Consider the following 14,338-nt stretch of genomic DNA (forward strand, 5'->3'; position numbering starts at 1 on the left):
GTCAGTCCTTTGAGGTGTCGCTGGCGGCGCCGACGAGGGCGGCCTCGGGGGCGTCGGGGGTGTCGGCGGTCGGGCGGAGCAGCAGGCTCCCGTGGGGGTGCACGGTCGCCGCGTGCCCCGGGAGCACCAGCGTGGTGGAGTCCATCTCGGCGATCACGGCCGGCCCGACGACGACGTTGCCCGCCTTCAGGAGGTGGCGGTCGTAGATCGTGGCGTCGACGGGCGCGCCGTCGACCCAGATGCTGTGCCGGCCGCGGGCGGCCTCCGCCGGGTTCGGCCCGCCGTCCTCGAGGACCGGCGAGGCGACGTCGGGGCGCGGCCCGCTGACGGTGGCGCGCGCGGTGACCAGCTCGTGCTCGTTGTCCAGCAGGAACGCGAAGAGCCGCTCGTGCTCGGCGTCGAAGGAGCCGCGCAGTTCCTCGAGGCCCCGCGTACCGCCGGTGCCGTCGAACCGGTCGAGGTCGATCGTGATCGGGATCTCGAAGCCCTGCCCGTGGTAGCGCAGGTCCGCGGTGTAGGTGGTGGTGAGGTCGCCGGCGTCGAGCCCCGCGGCGAGCAGCGACTCGCGCGCGGTCTCGGCGAGCTCGCCCAGGATGCCGCGCAGCTGGGCGTCGTCGAGCTCGCTGAAGCGGCGCACGAGGGTCCGGGCGGACTCGTCGCGCAGGCTGGTCGTGGCGTCGCCGTAGGCGCAGAGCACGCCGGGCGACGGCGGGATGATCACCGGCCAGGCGCCGGTCAGCCGGCCCAGCGCGTTGGCGTGCAGGGGGCCGGCTCCGCCGAACGCCACCAGGGCGAAGTCGCGCGGGTCGAACCCCTGCTGCGTGGAGACGAGCTTCAGCGCGCCGTAGATGTTCTCGTTGACGATGTCGATGATGCCGGCGGCCGTCGCCTCGGTGCTGCCCAGCCCAATGGCCTCGGCGATGGTGTTGACGGCGGTCTCCGCGGCGGCGGTGTCGAGGCCGATCTCGCCGCCGGCCAGCTGCGAGGGCAGGTAGCCGAGGACGACGTTCGCGTCGGTCACCGTGGGCTCGGAGCCGCCCTTGCCGTACGACGCCGGTCCGGGCACCGCGCCCGCGGACTGCGGGCCCACGCGCAGCGCCTGGGTCAGCGGCGGGACGTGGGCGATCGAGCCGCCGCCGGCGCCCACGGTCCGCACGTCCACGGAGGTGGCGCGGACCGTGAGGTCCCCGACCGTCGTCTCGCGCCCGATGCGCGGCGTCAGGTCCTGGACCAGGGCGACGTCGGTCGACGTGCCGCCCATGTCGAAGGTCAGCAGGTCGCGGAACCCGGCCTTTTCGGCGGCCCAGACCGCCCCGGTGACGCCGCCGGCGGGGCCGGACAGCAGCAGCGAGACGGGGTTGTCGGCGGCGACCTTTCCGGAGACCAGGCCGCCGTCGCTGCGCAGGATGGACAGGTGGGCGTCCATGCCGGCGCCGCCGAGCTTGGACTCGAGGTTCCCGACGTAGCGGGACACCTGGCCCTGCACGTAGGCATTGGCGACGGTGGTGATGGTCCTCTCGTATTCGCGCAGCTCCGGCAGGACCACCGAGGACCGCGAGACGGGAATGCCCGGCAGCTCCTCGGCGGCGATCTCGGCGATGCGCCCCTCGTGGTCGCCGTTGGCGAAGGCGTTGATGAGGCTGATGCTCAGGGCCTCGATGCCCTGCCGGTGGAGCTTCCGCAGCTGTGTGCGGACGTCGTCCTCGTCGAGGGCGGTGATGACCTCCCCGGTGGTGGACACGCGCTCGGTCACCTCCACGGTGTCCTCGAGGTCCGCGAGGGGTTCGGGCTTGGGCCAGATGATCCAGCCGGCAAGGCCGCCGGGGACAAACGAGCGCGCGATCTGCAACACCTGCCGGAAGCCGCGCGTCGTCACCAGGCCGACGCGGGCACCCTTCTGCTCGAGGATCGCGTTGGTCGCGACCGTGGTGCCGTGCAACACCTCGCGGACCTCGTGCGGGGACACGCCGGCGGCCTTGCAGGCCTCCTCGATCCCGTGGAGCACCCCGATCGACTGGTCCTCGGGTGTGGACGAGGTCTTGTACCGGTAGGTCTCGCCGGTGTCCTCGTTGATGAGAAGAATGTCGGTGAACGTGCCGCCGACGTCCACTCCAAGCCGAAACGCCATCAGTACTCCTAGGTTCCGTGGCCGGGGCCACTGTGGGTCTAGCCAACGGGAGATTTAGCCAACCGGGGTCCAGTCAACGCGCGGTATGGCCCGCATCACACCGACTCGGGTTCAGCGTAGGGCGGCGTTTCCCGGCCCGTCAAGGGATTGCATACAACTTGGTTCGGCCGCCGCACTGTTGCCTTGACTGCTGGCGGTGCGGGTGGGAAGTTGTATACGTTATGGGTCGCGTGCCGCTCTCCGGCCGACCCCCTTCCCCGGATTCCCAGGAGGTCATCGTGGATCACCGCGACGCAGCACACACCGCGGACGGCCGGTCACACGGCGACGCCACGCCCGACGCCCCCGCGGCGACCGGCCCGCTGGCCGGTCTGCGCGTCGTCGAGATGGGTCAGCTGCTCGCCGGACCGTTCTGCGGCCAGATGCTCGGGGACCTGGGCGCCGACGTCGTGAAGATCGAGGACCCCGCCAAGGGCGATCCGCTGCGCCAGTGGGGTCGGGAGCTCCCACGGGGAGAGTCGCTCTGGTGGTCCGTGGTCGGGCGCAACAAGCGCTCCGTGACCCTGAACCTGCGCGAGGCGGAGGGCCAGGACCTCGCCCGCCGGCTGATCGCGGGCGCCGACGTCGTGCTGGAGAACTTCCGCCCGGGCACCATGGAGCGCTGGGGGCTGGGCTACGAGGCGCTGAGCGAGCTCAACCCCGGCCTGGTCATGGTGCGCGTCTCCGGCTTCGGCCAGGACGGGCCCTACGCGCAGCGCGCCGGATACGGCGCCATCGGCGAGGCGATGGGCGGCCTGCGCTACGTCGTCGGGGACCCGTCGACGCCGCCGTCGCGCATGGGCATCTCGATCGGCGACACGCTGGCCGCGCTGTTCGCGACCATCGGCGCGCTCGCCGCGCTGCGCGAGCGCGAGCGGAGCGGGCGGGGGCAGATCGTGGACTCGGCGATCTACGAGTCGGTGCTCGGGGTCATGGAGTCGCTGGTGCCGGAATGGCAGGTCTCCGGCTACCAGCGCGAGCGCACCGGCGCGGTCCTGCCCAACGTCGCGCCGAGCAACATCTACCCGACGCGCGACGGCCAGTGGCTCCTGATCGCCGCCAACCAGGACACGGTGTTCGTCCGGCTGGCCGAAGCGATCGGGCAGCCGGAGCTCGCCACCGACCCGCGGTACGCCACACACGGCGCGCGCGGCGAGCGGCAGGCCGAACTCGACGCCCTGATCGCCGAGTACACGCTGGGGCAGGACGCGGACCCGCTGCACGAGGCGCTGGACCTGCACGGGGTCCCGTGCGGCAAGATCTTCCGCCCCGTGGACATGCTCACCGACCCGCAGTACCGTGCCCGCGGGTCCATCACGGAGGTGGACCACCCCATCCTCGGACCGGTCTCGATGCAGAACGTGTTCCCCAAGCTGAGCCGCACCACCGGCACCGTCCGCTGGCCGGGACCGCCGCTGGGGCAGCACACCGCGGAGGTCCTCGCGGAGCTCGGCGTGGACGGCGCGGCGCTCGCGGCGCTGCGCGAACGGGGCGTGGCGTGAGCATCCCCGGCCTCCCCTCCTCGGTCCGGCTCGTCGAGGTGGGGCTGCGCGACGGCCTGCAGTCCGTGGACCACACCCTGCGCACCGAGGACAAGCTGGAGCTGGTCCACCTGCTCCTCGACGCGGGCGTGCGCGAGATCGAGGCCGTCTCCTTCGCCCACCCCAAGGTCCTCCCCCAGCTCGCCGACGCCGCCGAGCTGATGGACCTGGTGCCGCGCGTGCCCGGCGTCGTCTACCGGGGCCTGGCCCCCAACCTGCGCGGGGCGCAGCGCGCGGTCGAGTGCGGGCTGGACGAGCTCGTCGTCGTCGTCTCCGCGGACGAGCAGGTGAGCCTGCGCAACCAGCGGCTCACCGTGGACCAGATCCTGGCGGACCTGGCACGCATCGGCGAGCTGGCGGCGTCCACGAGCACCCGGCTGGTGGTCGCGGTGGCCTGCGCGTTCTTCGCGCCGGCCCGCGGCCCCGTGCCGCGCGGGGAGCGCCTGCGCGTGCTGCGCGCCGCGGACGACGCCGGGGCCGCGGCGGTCTACCTCGCCGCGACGTCCGGGGAGGAGGTGCCGGGCGAGATGTACGAGGGCGTCGCGGAGGCCCGCGCGCTGTTCCCGCACCTGGACGTCGGCGTGCACCTCCACAACCGCAACGGCTTCGCGCCCGCGAACGCGATGGCGTCGATGATGGCCGGGGCGTCGTGGCTGGAGGGCTCGTTCGCCGGGCTCGGCGGGGACCTGTGGTTCCCGGGCGATCCCACCGTGCTGGGGAACGCGCCGCTCGAGGACCTCATCCACCTCTGCGACGGACTGGGGATCGAGACGGGTATCGACCTGGAACGGTACATGCTGGCGGTCGCGCGGGCCGTGGAGCTCACCGGCCGGCCGTCGGCGTCGTTCGTCTCGCGCGGCGGGACGCGCGACGGGTTGGCGGCAGCGCGCTGGCCGGATGCCCCGGCCCAGGGGTGAGTGGCGCTACGGTGAAGGGCATGGAATCCGCGGCAACCGAGACGGCAGTGGTGCCGACGGGCACGGCGCCCACGGGCATGGCCTCGACTGGTGAGGGCGCGTACGAGCAGGTGCGCCAGCTGATCGCGGGCGGCGAGCTGCCGGCCGGGTCGTGGCTGCGCGAGGCGACGCTCGCCGAGCGCTTCGGCGTGAGCCGCACGCCCATCCGCGAGGCGCTGAACCGGCTCGCCGCCGAGGGCCTGGTGGAGATCAGTAAGAACAAGGGCGCGCAGGTGGTGTCCTTCACCCCGGACGACGTCGCCGGGCTCTACGACGTGCGCGCCGGCTTCGAGCCGCACGCCGCCCTGCTGGCCGTGCCGCGGATGACGGACGACGACGTGCGCGAGCTCGCGTCGCTCTCCACGCGGATGGAGGACGTGGTGCGCGCCGGCCGGCTCGACGAGCTGGGCGCGCTGAACGCCGCGTTCCACGGGGTCTTCGTGGACCGCTGCGGAAACCGCCACTTCGCCACGGCCCTGCAGTCCCTCATGCGGCCCGCCGTCGTGGCGCACACGTTCCGGCAGTACACGCCGGAGGCCCTGCAGCGCAGCATGAACCACCACGCCGAGCTCGTCGCCGCGGCCGAGGCCCGCGACGGCGAGTGGGCCGAGGCGATCATGCGTACGCACATCCTGGCGGCGCGGAACGCGGCCGGGGCGCGGCGGGGCTAGGTCGGCCGTCCGGGGGTCAGTCGTCCGACGTCGCGGGACCCTCGGTGGTGGCACCGCCCTCGTCGGACCACTCCTGACCCTGCTCGTCGTTCAGCGCCGGATCGGAGACGACGTCCTCGTCGTGCTTTTCGCCCTGCTGGTGGGTGCTGTCGTTGCTGGTCATCGCGGACCTTTCGCTCCGGGCGGCCCCTGCGGCCGCCGCTAGGGAAAATCTACGGCATCCCGCGGCGGCTATGCTTACGTTGTAAGTAATTTCGGATCACCAAGGAGCAAACATGTTGCGACTCTTCCGCCTGGCGTCCGTGGCGATGCCGATCGTCCTGTGGCTCGTCCGCAAGGTCCGCGACCGCCAGCCCGACGGCACGCAGGCGACCACCCAGAACCAGACCACCACGCGCGGCGGCAAGCAGCGCAAGCGCCGCTAGGGCGGTATGCGGCCACGCAGGCCGCTCCACGCAGAAGGGGGCCTCCGTGAATTCGGAGGCCCCCTTCTGCGTGCGGGGGTGCCACGGACGCGTCGTGCGAGCGCGCGTTCATGGCGGGATGTGCACAATGGTCCGGTGACGACACCAGGGAGCGCGCCAGCGGAAGTCCTCGAGCACCCGTCGGACTATCGGGGCACGGAGGACGCCGTGGTCGCAGCGACGCAAAACCATGAGCTTACCGCCACCCAGGCACGGAAACTGGTCCTGGAGTGGATGGACTTCTTCTCGGCCGGGCCGACCACCATCAAGCGGCTCACTCTCGGGACCCGGACACCCGTCCGCCTGTTCGAGACGCTCGCCGGCCAGACCCAGCTAGAACAGCTATCGGTCAAGTGGGGCGACTACAGCAACCTCTCCCCCATCGCGTGTATGCCGAAGCTGCACACACTCCAGATTCAGAGCGCCCCGCGCGTTGCCAGCATGGAACCGCTGGACTCCCACCCGTCCCTGCGGACATTGGAAGTCACCGGGCTCCGCGACGCCCACGACATGGCGCCTCTCGGGACACTGCGGAACCTGCGGAGCCTCGTCCTCGGCGGGGAATTCGCCAGCGACCGCAACGCCCACATCGACTCGCTGTCTTTCATCAAGGACCTTCCGCAACTGCGGGTGCTCAAGCTTCTGGGGTTGATCGTGGACGACAAGGACTACAGTCCGCTGCTGTCCCTGAGGAACCTGACGGACGCCTGGGTCATGAAGACCAGGGGCATGCGTCCCACCGTGGACGAACTGGCGCAACAGGTCCCTGGCTGGGACACGAGTCCCCCACCTCTCGTGGTTATCTGCGAATCCCTCTGAGCGGACCGGGCCTCGTCCCGACTCCGGCGGGAGAGGTCACGGTCGTCGGATCACCGGCCAGACGATCACGATCTGCGGCGGGGCGTCGCTGTAGCTCGTCGCTTCGCCTCCGGCTCACTTGAGGAACTTCGACGTCCTCCGGTCCGCGAGCAGCTTGCCGCCGGTCTGGCACGTCGGGCAGTACTGGAGCGAGGAGTCCGCGAAGGACACCTCGCGGACCGTGTCCCCGCACACCGGGCACGGCTCGCCGGCGCGGCCGTGCACGCGCATGGCCCGGCGCTTGGAGTCCTTCAGCTCCGCCGCGGGTTGGCCCGCCGCGCCGGCGACCGCGGACTCCAGCACCGCATGCAGGGCCTCGAACAGCCGTTCCGCCTCGTCGGGCCCGAGCTTCGAGGCGATGGCGAAGGGCGAAAGCCGGGCCGCGTGGAGGATCTCGTCGCTGTACGCGTTGCCGATCCCGGCGATCTCCGACTGGTCCCGCAACAGGCCCTTGATCTGCCCGTTGTGCGATGCCAGCAGCCCCGCGAAGGCCTCGCGGTCGACGTCGAGCGCCTCCGGCCCCAGCCGGGCGATGCCGGGCACCTCGAGCGGGTCGTGGACGACGTAGACCGCCAGCGACTTCGTGGTGCCGGCTTCCGTCAGGTCGAACCCCGGCTGGCCGAATCCCGGCTGGTCCGGGCCACCGGCCTCGAACCGCACGCGCAGGGCCATCGGGCCCTTGCCCGGCCGCAAGGGGCCGGGCTTGAGCGCATCGGACCAGCGGAGCCAGCCGGCCTTCGCCAGGTGCATCACCAGGTGCGCGTCGCCGGCGGCCAGGACGATGAACTTGCCGCGCCGTTCGACGCCGGACACCGGACCGGCGGAGAGCGCGGACAGCGGGACGTCCGCGGTTTTCAGCACCGAGAAGGACAGGACCTCCACCCGCGCGACCGTGGCCGGCGCGGCGTCGGGCGGCAGGAGTTTCGACCGCAGGAAGTCGACGAGTCCCTGCACCTCGGGCATTTCAGGCATGGCCCCACGATAGGGGACGGCGGGACGGGGCAGTAGGTGGGCTGGCCCTGCTCCGCCCGCCGCCCCCTACAGTGGCCCCATGAAGACGCTGGGCATCGACCTAGCCGCGGATCCGAAGAAGACCGCGGCGGCCGTCATCGAGTGGACCCCCGAGGGCGCGCACTTGGTGCATCTGGAACTCGGCGTGACCGACGAGGCCATCGTCGGCCTGTTCGCGGGTACGGACTCCACGGGCATCGACTGCCCCCTGGGGTGGCCGCAGGCTCTGGTGCCGTTCCTCCTGGGCCATGCGGGCGGGGACGCGGACGCCGTCCTCCGCCATGACGGCATCGCCGGCCGCCGGCTCCTGGCCTACCGGGACACCGACCGGTTCGTGACGGGCAAGACCGGCCTCATCCCGCTGAGCGTCTCGGCCGATCGGCTGGCGCATCCGGCGATGCGCTGCGCGGTCATCCAGGCCAAGATCGCGAACGCGTCGTCGGTCCAGCCACTCGACGGCTCCGGCAAACTCGCGGAGGTCTACCCCGCCGCGTCGCTGAAGCTCTGGGGCATTGCCGCGAAGAAGTACAAGGGCACCGGCGCCGCCGAGGCCGAGGTCCGGCGCGGCGTCCTGCGCCAGCTCCGGGCGGCGGCCCCCTGGCTGGACGTGGCGGGCTACGCGGACGACCTCATCGCGTCGGACGACCTCTTCGACGCCGTGATGGCGTCCCTGACGGCCCGCGCCGCGGCCACCGGCCGCACCTTCCGCCCCGACGCCGGGGAGAAGGCAATCGCCCTACGGGAGGGGTGGGTCCATCTTCCGAGCGGGCCGCTGGAGGACCTGCCGACCGACGGCGGGACTGCGTAGAGCGAGGCGTCCCGCCTCAGTCCGCCCCACCACCGACGGGTCCGGCACCCCCGCCCGCCGAGCGGCTCGCCTGCCGGAATCCCGCCAGCAGGAGCTCCAAACCTGCGAGGAAGGTCGTCCGGGCCCGGTCCTCGACCGTCAGCCCCGCGTCCAGCGCCTCGCGGAAGGCGTCTCCGGCCTCCGCGTCGGCTTCCCACACCACGGCCGGCGCGGCGGCGTCGAGCGCAGACCCGATCACGAACGAGTCCAGGATCGTGATGGCCTGAAGCCGTTCCGCGGCGTCGAAACCGGCCGCGGCGAACGCCTCCGCCAGCGCGTCGTAGACCCGCAGCGTGGTCCTGTCCCGCACGGTGTGGCTGGTCAGCAGAGGGATCAGGCGCGGATGCCGGGAGTAGGAGTTCAGGTACTCGACGGCGATGCCGCGGACCACGTCCGTCCAGTCGCCCGCTGCGGGATCGCTCGGCAGACCCACCGCGGACATCGCCTCGCCGCGCATCAACTCGACGATCTCGCCCTTGCCGCCCACGTGGTTGTACAGCGAGGACGGGCGCACCTGCAGTGCCGCGGCCAGCTCCGGGATGGTGAACTCGCCCTTTTTGTCCACGAGTCTCAGCGCGGCGCGCGCGATCAGCGTGGGGGAAAGCTTCGGCGTGCTGGGGCGGGGCATCGTTTGCCTCCTGGGCGGTCGGGTTGGGGTGAGCGGGCGGCAAAACACTCTTCTGACGAATCATATTCGTTTTACCTCTTGCGCGTCGGACGTGACCCGCCTCATACTCGATAACGAATCATATTCGTTTACGGCGGGGCCCACGCGGCACCGCCAGACAGCCAAGGAAGACCATGCGCGAAATCGTCAACCTCACCCCGCCCGCCTCCGCATGCCGCACCGAGCCGGCCGACCGCGGCACCGTCGTCGTCGGGCTGGTCCAGCACCGGTGGCAGCCGGACGCCGACGCGGTCCGCGCCGAACTCGCCGACGGCATCGCCCGCGCCGCGGCCCACGGGGCGCAGGCGGTGTTCCTGCCGGAGCTCACGCTCTCCCGCTACCCGGCGGACCGCCTGCCGCAGGGCGCCCCGGCCGCCACCGCCGAGGACCTCCGGAACGGCCCCACGTTCCGGTTCGCCGCCGGGCAGGCCGCCCGCCACGGCATCCACGTCCACGCCTCCCTCTTCCAGCGCGTCGACGGGCCCGACGGGCTGGGCCTGAACACCGCGATCCTCGTGGCCCCGGACGGCACCCTCGCCGGCGCCACCCACAAGCTGCACATCCCGCGCACGGCCGGCTACCACGAGGACAAGTACTTCCGCCCGGGCCCCGCCGAGGATCCCTACCCGGTCCACTCCCCCGAGGGCCTCGGAGGCCTGCGTCTGGGACTGCCCACCTGCTGGGACGAGTGGTTCAGCGAACCGGCCCGCATCTACGCCCTGGCCGGCGCCGACGCGGTGGCCTACCCGACCGCCATCGGCTCCGAGCCAGACCACCCGGCGTTCGACACCGAGCCGCTGTGGCGGCAGACCATCGTGGGCAACGGCATCGCCAACGGCCTGTTCATGATCGTCCCCAACCGCTGGGGCGACGAGGGGTCGCTGACGTTCTACGGGTCCTCCTTCATCTCGGATCCCTTCGGCCGCATCCTCGCCCGCGCCCCGCGCGACGACTCCGCAGTGCTGGTCGCGCGGCTGGACCTCGACCAGCGCCGCGACTGGCTCACCCTGTTCCCCTTCCTGCGCACCCGCCGCCCCGACACCTACGCCGCGATCACGCGGCCCGTCGCGGAGACCGACCCCGCCTATGGGACGCCTTCCCCCGCGGACCTCGCCACCACGAAGGGCGCCTGAGATGTCCACCAACGCGACCGCGACGTACGCGATGCCCGCCGAGACCTCCGCCCAGGAGCGGGTCTGGATGGCGTTCCCCGCCGGCGGCTACACCCTTGGCGACACCGAGGAACAGGCGGAGGCGGCCCGGCGCGCGTGGGCGGACACCGCCCGCGCCGTCGCCCGGTTCGCCCCGGTCACCCTGGTCGTGGACCCGGCCGCGGAGGCGGACGCCCGCCGACACCTCGGCGACACCGTCGACCACGTCCTCCGCCCCCTCAACGACGCGTGGATGCGCGACATCGGCCCCACGTTCGTCCGGGACGCGGACGGCGGGATGGCGGCCGTCGACTGGGGCTTCAACGGCTGGGGCGCGCAGGACTGGGCCGCCTGGGACAAGGACTCCGGGATCGCCGCCGAGGTCGCGGCACTCGCCGGCGTGCCGCGGGTCGCGGCGGGGATCGTCAACGAGGGCGGGGGCATCCACGTCGACGGCGAGGGCACCGTCCTGGCCACCGAGACCGTCCAGCTCGACCCCGGACGCAACCCGGGCGCCACCAGGGCGGACGTCGAGGCCGAGTTCGCCCGGCTGCTCGGCGCGACGAAAACCATCTGGCTGCCCTGCGGCCTCACCCGGGACAACGGCCGCTTCGGCACCCGGGGCCACGTCGACATCGTCGCCGCCATCCCCAGCCCCGGCACGGTGCTGGTCCACGACCAGCGCAACCCCGACCACCCGGACCACGAGGTCAGCCGGCGCGTCCGCGAGGTCTTCGAAACCACCACCGACGCCGCCGGCCGGCCGTGGAACATCGTTCCCGTCCCCGCGCCCGCCACGCTCCGCGACGACGAGGGCTGGGTCGACTACAGCTACCTCAACCACCTCGCCGTCAACGGCGGCGTCGTCGCGTGCACCTTCGACGACCCGCACGACGACGCCGCCCTCGCCATCCTGCGCGCCGCCTACCCCGGGCGCGAGGTCGTCGGCGTCGACGCGCGCGAACTCTTCGCCCGCGGCGGCGGCATCCACTGCATCACCCAGCAGCAGCCGGCCCTCTAGCCATCGGCGCGGTCGGTCCACCGGCCGCGACCCACCGACCCCTCGCTTCCCGTTCAACCAGGAGATCCCATGGCAACCCCTGCCCCACACCTGACCGCCCTGCGGCCGCGCGTCGTCGTCGCGTTCCTCGGCACCTGGGTCCTCGCCCTGCTGGCGGCCAACCTCGTCCCCGTCATGATCGGCGCGCTCGTCGCGGACCTCGGCTTCGATATCTCCGCGGCGGCCGGACTGGCGACCGCCATGTCCCTAGGGACCGCCGCCGGCATCTTCGCCACAAACACCGTGGTGGCCCGCTTTTCGCGTCCGCTGCTGGCGCGCATCGGCCTGTCCATCCTGGTGTCGGGCTTTGGCCTTGCCGCGCTCACCATGACGGCAACCGCCGTGTCGCTCGGCGTCATCGTCGGTGGCGTCGGAGCGGGCATCACCGTCTCCGCCGCCACCGCAGCCTCTGCCGCGACGGAGGATCCGGACAAGACCTCAAGCGTCGTGATGATCGCCAACCGCCTCTTCGCGGCCCTGCTGCTTGCGGTCATTCCGGTTCTGGGCCAGAACCTCCGTCTGATTCTGGCCGTCCCGGCCGTCCTGGGCCTCGCGGGTCTCCTGACCGCCGGCGGTCTGCCCTCGCTGCGCAAGACACCGGGCACCGTCCCCACCCCCGCGGCCGCCGTGGTGGACGTTCCCACGCCGGCCGACGCCGACTCGCCGGAGAGGAAGGGCAAGGCGACCCGCATCGGAGGACTCGCGATCGTCCTGGCGCTGGTTTTCGGTCTCTGGTCGATGACCGAGGACATGGTCTACGCCATGACCGAACTGCTCGCGACCACGCACGTGGGTCTGGCGCCCGAGCAGTCGTCGCTCCTGATCTCGCTCAACATCGTTGGTGGCCTCGCGGGCGCCTTATTGGCCCCGATCGCCCTGCGCACCATCGGTCGTTCCTGGTCGATCTTCGGGATCGTGTTGGTCAGCTCCGTGAGCAAGTTCCTCATCGTGACCACCACCGCCCCCGGGGTGTACGCCGTGGCGATTGTCGTCTGGGGGGTCATGTACGGCGCGGTGCTCTCGCTGGTTTTCGCCCTGGCCGCCCGCATGGACATCTCCGGGCGCAGCGTCGCGCTGGTCTCCGGCGTCTACATCACAGGCATCGCGCTCGGTCCCGTGGTCGGTGGCGTCCTGATCGAGAACGTCGGGTTGCTCGAGTTCGGCCTGTTGGCCGCCATCCCCAGTCTCGTCTTTGGCGCTGCCCTGCTCATCGTCTCGCGGCGCAGCGGCGTCAGCGAGCACGGCGGCGCACAGACCGCCCCCGCCGAACCCGTCAACGTCATGGAGGAGGCCAAGTGACGAACCGCGATGGACGCGACCTGGTCCTGCTCACGGACACCGTCCACACCCTCGACGCGGACACGGACAGCGGCGCCGAACGCGTGCAGGCCGTCTTGGTCCGTCACGGCGTCGTCGCCGAACTCGGCGACCGACGCCGCGCCAAGGCATGGGCCGGCGGAGGAGCGGAAACCATCGATCTCGGGAAATCCACCCTGACCCCCGGTCTCGTGGACGGCCACCTGCACCCCGTCATGGGGCTGACCTTCAGCGAGGGGCACGACCTCTCCGGCGTCGCCTCACTGGAACAGCTGACCCGCGAGCTGCGGCGGGCCGCCGCAGACGACAGCGGGAAGGACGGATGGATCAGTTGCTGGGGCCTGGATCCCAACGTCTTCGGCGGCAACCAGGTGCACAACGCGCTTCTCGAAGACGCGGCACCGCACCGGCCTGTGTTCATCCGTTTCTCAGACGCCCATTCCGGGCTCGCCAGCACGGCGGCCTTGCGGCGGGCCGGCGTGACGGGACCGGTGGCGTTCGACCAGGCCGCCGAGGTGGTCTGCGACGAAACAGGAACCCCAACCGGGCAGCTGCTCGAGGACGCGGCCGTGAACCTGGTCTTCGACCACGTGCCCCGGGCCGCGCCTGCAGACCGCCGGGCCCGGCTGGCGCGGATTTTTCGCGACATGGCCGCCACCGGGCTCGTCGGCGCGCATGTCATGGACTTCGAAGAGGACAGCGGCGAGCTCTTGGCGTCGCTGGATGGCGACGGAGCGCTGGCCCTGAGACTGCGCTGCGCCCCGTTCTGCTTTCCCGGCGTCGGTACGGAGGAGCTGGACGAGTTCGTCGCCCTGCAGCGCCGCGGCGGGCGGGACTGGAAGGTCGACGGCGTGAAGTTCATGATCGACGGCACCATCGACGGCGGCACCGCCTGGCTCCAGGCCCCGGACTCGCACGGCGAGTCCACGGCGCCGTTTTGGCCGGACCCGCACGAATACGCTTGGGCGGTGCGCCACCTCGCCGAAGCCGGCGTGCCGACCGCGACGCACGCCATCGGCGACGCGGGTGTCCGCTTCGCGCTCGAGACCCTGGCCGGAGCCGCACGCACACGGACGCCCCACCGGATCGAACACATCGAGACCATCCCCGATGACCTCGTCCCGCTGTTCGCCCGACACCGGGTGACCGCCAGCATGCAGCCCACCCACTGCACCCACTACACGGCGGCGGACCACAGCGACAACTGGTCCGAACGGCTGGGAACGGAGCGCGCCAACCGCGCCTTCCGCACCCGCGACCTCCGCGACGCCGGCGCGGTCCTCGCCCTCGGCTCCGACTGGCCCGTGGCCCCCTACGACGCCCGAGCGGTGCTCGCCGACGCCCAGCTACGCCGTCCGGCCGGACGACCCGACGTCGACCCGGTCCTGCCCGGCCAATCTCTGACGGCGCGCATGGCCCTCGAGGGGTACACCACCATGGCCGCCGCCGCGGCGGGGGAGACTGGCCGGGCCGGCCGGATTGCCGTCGGCCAGCGTGCGGACTTCACGGCCTTCACCGTGGACCCGCTCGCCGCCCCGCCGGACGAGCTCGCCGAGGCGCCCATCGCCCTGACCGTCCTCGGAGGCCGCGTCACACACCGCTCCGTCCAGTTCTAGACGTCTCGCCTC

14 protein-coding genes are annotated in these 14,338 nt (G+C 72.0%); 10 read left to right on the forward strand and 4 right to left on the reverse strand.

Features of this window, described 5'->3' with window-relative positions:
* Window position 1: 1 nt before the first annotated feature.
* On the reverse strand, window positions 2-2,128 hold the full coding sequence (locus ACETWP_RS15700) for a hydantoinase/oxoprolinase family protein (RefSeq protein ID WP_373973211.1): 2,127 nt from the start codon (window positions 2,126-2,128) through the stop codon (window positions 2-4).
* Between the two features lie 278 nt (window positions 2,129-2,406).
* Between ACETWP_RS15700 and ACETWP_RS15705 the strand changes: the two genes are divergently transcribed.
* Genes ACETWP_RS15705 through ACETWP_RS15715 form a run of 3 tightly spaced genes read left to right on the forward strand, consistent with a single transcriptional unit; the run spans window position 2,407 to window position 5,335 of the window.
* On the forward strand, window positions 2,407-3,669 hold the full coding sequence (locus ACETWP_RS15705; RefSeq protein ID WP_373973212.1) for a CaiB/BaiF CoA transferase family protein: 1,263 nt from the start codon (window positions 2,407-2,409) through the stop codon (window positions 3,667-3,669).
* The gene (locus ACETWP_RS15710) at window positions 3,666-4,625 is read left to right on the forward strand and encodes a hydroxymethylglutaryl-CoA lyase-like TIM-barrel protein (RefSeq protein ID WP_373973213.1); all 960 of its coding nucleotides are present in this window, start codon (window positions 3,666-3,668) and stop codon (window positions 4,623-4,625) included. Before ACETWP_RS15705 ends, ACETWP_RS15710 begins: the two co-directional genes overlap by 4 nt.
* A 20-nt stretch (window positions 4,626-4,645) precedes the next feature.
* Entirely contained in the window at window positions 4,646-5,335 is a 690-nt protein-coding gene (locus ACETWP_RS15715) for a GntR family transcriptional regulator (RefSeq protein ID WP_373973214.1), read from the forward strand.
* A gap of 16 nt (window positions 5,336-5,351) precedes the next feature.
* Here the strand turns inward: ACETWP_RS15715 and ACETWP_RS15720 are convergent, their stop codons facing one another.
* Window positions 5,352-5,498 (reverse strand): hypothetical protein, encoded by a 147-nt coding sequence (locus tag ACETWP_RS15720; protein ID WP_373973215.1) that lies wholly within the window; start codon window positions 5,496-5,498, stop codon window positions 5,352-5,354.
* 112 nt (window positions 5,499-5,610) lie between these two features.
* Here ACETWP_RS15720 and ACETWP_RS15725 point away from each other — a divergent pair, with 112 nt between their 5' ends.
* On the forward strand, window positions 5,611-5,760 hold the full coding sequence (locus ACETWP_RS15725) for a hypothetical protein (RefSeq protein WP_373973216.1): 150 nt from the start codon (window positions 5,611-5,613) through the stop codon (window positions 5,758-5,760).
* 135 nt (window positions 5,761-5,895) lie between these two features.
* Window positions 5,896-6,618, forward strand: a complete 723-nt coding sequence (locus ACETWP_RS15730) for a leucine-rich repeat domain-containing protein (RefSeq protein ID WP_373973217.1) — start codon at window positions 5,896-5,898, stop codon at window positions 6,616-6,618.
* Window positions 6,619-6,732: 114 nt separating this feature from the next.
* On the opposite strand, the gene ACETWP_RS15735 is transcribed toward ACETWP_RS15730, so the two are convergent.
* Window positions 6,733-7,629: a DNA-formamidopyrimidine glycosylase family protein gene (locus ACETWP_RS15735; RefSeq protein WP_373973218.1), complete on the reverse strand. Its 897-nt coding sequence runs from the start codon at window positions 7,627-7,629 to the stop codon at window positions 6,733-6,735.
* A 79-nt stretch (window positions 7,630-7,708) separates the two neighbouring features.
* Between ACETWP_RS15735 and ACETWP_RS15740 the strand changes: the two genes are divergently transcribed.
* Window positions 7,709-8,476, forward strand: coding sequence for a DUF429 domain-containing protein (locus ACETWP_RS15740; protein WP_373973219.1), 768 nt, complete (start codon window positions 7,709-7,711; stop codon window positions 8,474-8,476).
* Between the two features lie 16 nt (window positions 8,477-8,492).
* Here ACETWP_RS15740 and ACETWP_RS15745 read toward each other — a convergent pair whose 3' ends face one another.
* On the reverse strand, window positions 8,493-9,143 hold the full coding sequence (locus tag ACETWP_RS15745; protein ID WP_373973220.1) for a TetR/AcrR family transcriptional regulator: 651 nt from the start codon (window positions 9,141-9,143) through the stop codon (window positions 8,493-8,495).
* A 173-nt stretch (window positions 9,144-9,316) separates the two neighbouring features.
* On the opposite strand from ACETWP_RS15745, the gene ACETWP_RS15750 reads away from it, so the two are divergent.
* From ACETWP_RS15750 to ACETWP_RS15765, 4 genes are all read left to right on the forward strand, one after another.
* The gene (locus ACETWP_RS15750; RefSeq protein ID WP_373973221.1) at window positions 9,317-10,315 is read left to right on the forward strand and encodes a nitrilase-related carbon-nitrogen hydrolase; all 999 of its coding nucleotides are present in this window, start codon (window positions 9,317-9,319) and stop codon (window positions 10,313-10,315) included.
* Window position 10,316: 1 nt separating this feature from the next.
* Window positions 10,317-11,354 (forward strand): agmatine deiminase family protein, encoded by a 1,038-nt coding sequence (locus ACETWP_RS15755; protein ID WP_373973222.1) that lies wholly within the window; start codon window positions 10,317-10,319, stop codon window positions 11,352-11,354.
* A gap of 69 nt (window positions 11,355-11,423) precedes the next feature.
* A complete protein-coding gene (locus ACETWP_RS15760) occupies window positions 11,424-12,692 on the forward strand; it encodes an MFS transporter (RefSeq protein ID WP_373973223.1) in 1,269 nt (422 codons plus the stop codon).
* Entirely contained in the window at window positions 12,689-14,326 is a 1,638-nt protein-coding gene (locus ACETWP_RS15765) for an amidohydrolase (protein WP_373973224.1), read from the forward strand. Before ACETWP_RS15760 ends, ACETWP_RS15765 begins: the two co-directional genes overlap by 4 nt.
* The last annotated feature ends 12 nt before the right edge of the window (window positions 14,327-14,338 follow it).

This window comes from Arthrobacter halodurans (assembly GCF_041877255.1).
Lineage (GTDB): Bacteria > Actinomycetota > Actinomycetes > Actinomycetales > Micrococcaceae > Arthrobacter_N > Arthrobacter_N halodurans.

Bases quoted from the DNA above. Each gene is read 5' to 3' on its own strand.
- ACETWP_RS15725 (WP_373973216.1), top strand. From the start codon at position 5,611: ATGTTGCGACTCTTCCGCCTGGCGTCCGTGGCGATGCCGATCGTCCTG.
- ACETWP_RS15740 (WP_373973219.1), top strand. From the start codon at position 7,709: ATGAAGACGCTGGGCATCGACCTAGCCGCGGATCCGAAGAAGACCGCG.
- ACETWP_RS15720 (WP_373973215.1), bottom strand. From the start codon at position 5,498: ATGACCAGCAACGACAGCACCCACCAGCAGGGCGAAAAGCACGACGAG.
- ACETWP_RS15760 (WP_373973223.1), top strand. From the start codon at position 11,424: ATGGCAACCCCTGCCCCACACCTGACCGCCCTGCGGCCGCGCGTCGTC.
- ACETWP_RS15700 (WP_373973211.1), bottom strand. From the start codon at position 2,128: ATGGCGTTTCGGCTTGGAGTGGACGTCGGCGGCACGTTCACCGACATT.
- ACETWP_RS15735 (WP_373973218.1), bottom strand. From the start codon at position 7,629: ATGCCTGAAATGCCCGAGGTGCAGGGACTCGTCGACTTCCTGCGGTCG.
- ACETWP_RS15750 (WP_373973221.1), top strand. From the start codon at position 9,317: ATGCGCGAAATCGTCAACCTCACCCCGCCCGCCTCCGCATGCCGCACC.
- ACETWP_RS15755 (WP_373973222.1), top strand. From the start codon at position 10,317: ATGTCCACCAACGCGACCGCGACGTACGCGATGCCCGCCGAGACCTCC.
- ACETWP_RS15745 (WP_373973220.1), bottom strand. From the start codon at position 9,143: ATGCCCCGCCCCAGCACGCCGAAGCTTTCCCCCACGCTGATCGCGCGC.
- ACETWP_RS15715 (WP_373973214.1), top strand. From the start codon at position 4,646: ATGGAATCCGCGGCAACCGAGACGGCAGTGGTGCCGACGGGCACGGCG.